The 251-nt window shown below is 64.9% G+C and carries 1 pseudogene; it reads left to right on the top strand.

Annotated elements, in window-relative coordinates:
• Window positions 1-251 (top strand): annotated as a pseudogene (locus GTW40_RS33355) (hypothetical protein); the annotation flags it as partial.

Below are 251 nucleotides of genomic sequence, written 5' to 3'. Positions count from 1 at the left end.
AAGTCGTACGTCACCGGCGACATCGTCCGCTACACGGACGGCAAGACGTACATCGCCGAGCACGACAACCCGGGCTACGACCCGGTCATCAGCACCTGGTACTGGGAGCCGTACGGCTGCGACGGCAGCGGCGGCGGTTCGTCCAACTCGTGTGCGAGCTACCCGAACTGGGTCGCGGGTAAGTCGTACGTCACCGGCGACATCGTCCGCTACACGGACGGCAAGACGTACATCGCCGAGCACGACAACCC

The sequence above is a fragment of the Streptomyces sp. SID4985 genome (assembly GCF_009863025.1).
In the GTDB taxonomy this organism is placed as follows: Bacteria; Actinomycetota; Actinomycetes; order Streptomycetales; family Streptomycetaceae; genus Streptomyces.
The sequence above is the reverse complement of the archived record's forward strand: the minus strand, read 5'-3'. Positions and strand labels throughout refer to the sequence as shown.